The 347-nt window shown below is 67.4% G+C and carries 1 pseudogene; it reads left to right on the forward strand.

Annotated features, from left to right (window positions below):
* Positions 1 to 347 (forward strand): annotated as a pseudogene (locus EN861_RS35715) (peroxidase); the annotation flags it as partial.

Below are 347 nucleotides of genomic sequence, written 5' to 3' on the forward strand. Positions count from 1 at the left end.
CGCACGCCCGCGACGCAAGACAGTTCGTCGCTTTCGCCAAGGCGACCGCCGGCGGCACCATCGCCAAGATCGTCGGCCTCATCGGCCTTGCCTTGGGCTTCGGCCCCGGCGAGGTAATCCGCATGCTGAAGAACGTCTCCACGGGGCGCAAGCGCAAGGTGCGCAGCGTAGCGCTGGAGACGTTCTGGAGCCGCGGCGCCATCCGCTGGGGCGAAACGCTTGCGGTGCGCTATCTGCTACGGCCGGTGCCGAGCGCAGCACCCGCGCCGGATCCGTCCACGACGGATGCGAATTATCTGTCGAACGAATTCGCCGCGCGGCTGGCAACTGGCGACATCCGTTTCGAG

It is taken from the genome of Mesorhizobium sp. M8A.F.Ca.ET.218.01.1.1, assembly GCF_004791165.1.
Classification (GTDB): Bacteria; Pseudomonadota; Alphaproteobacteria; order Rhizobiales; family Rhizobiaceae; genus Mesorhizobium.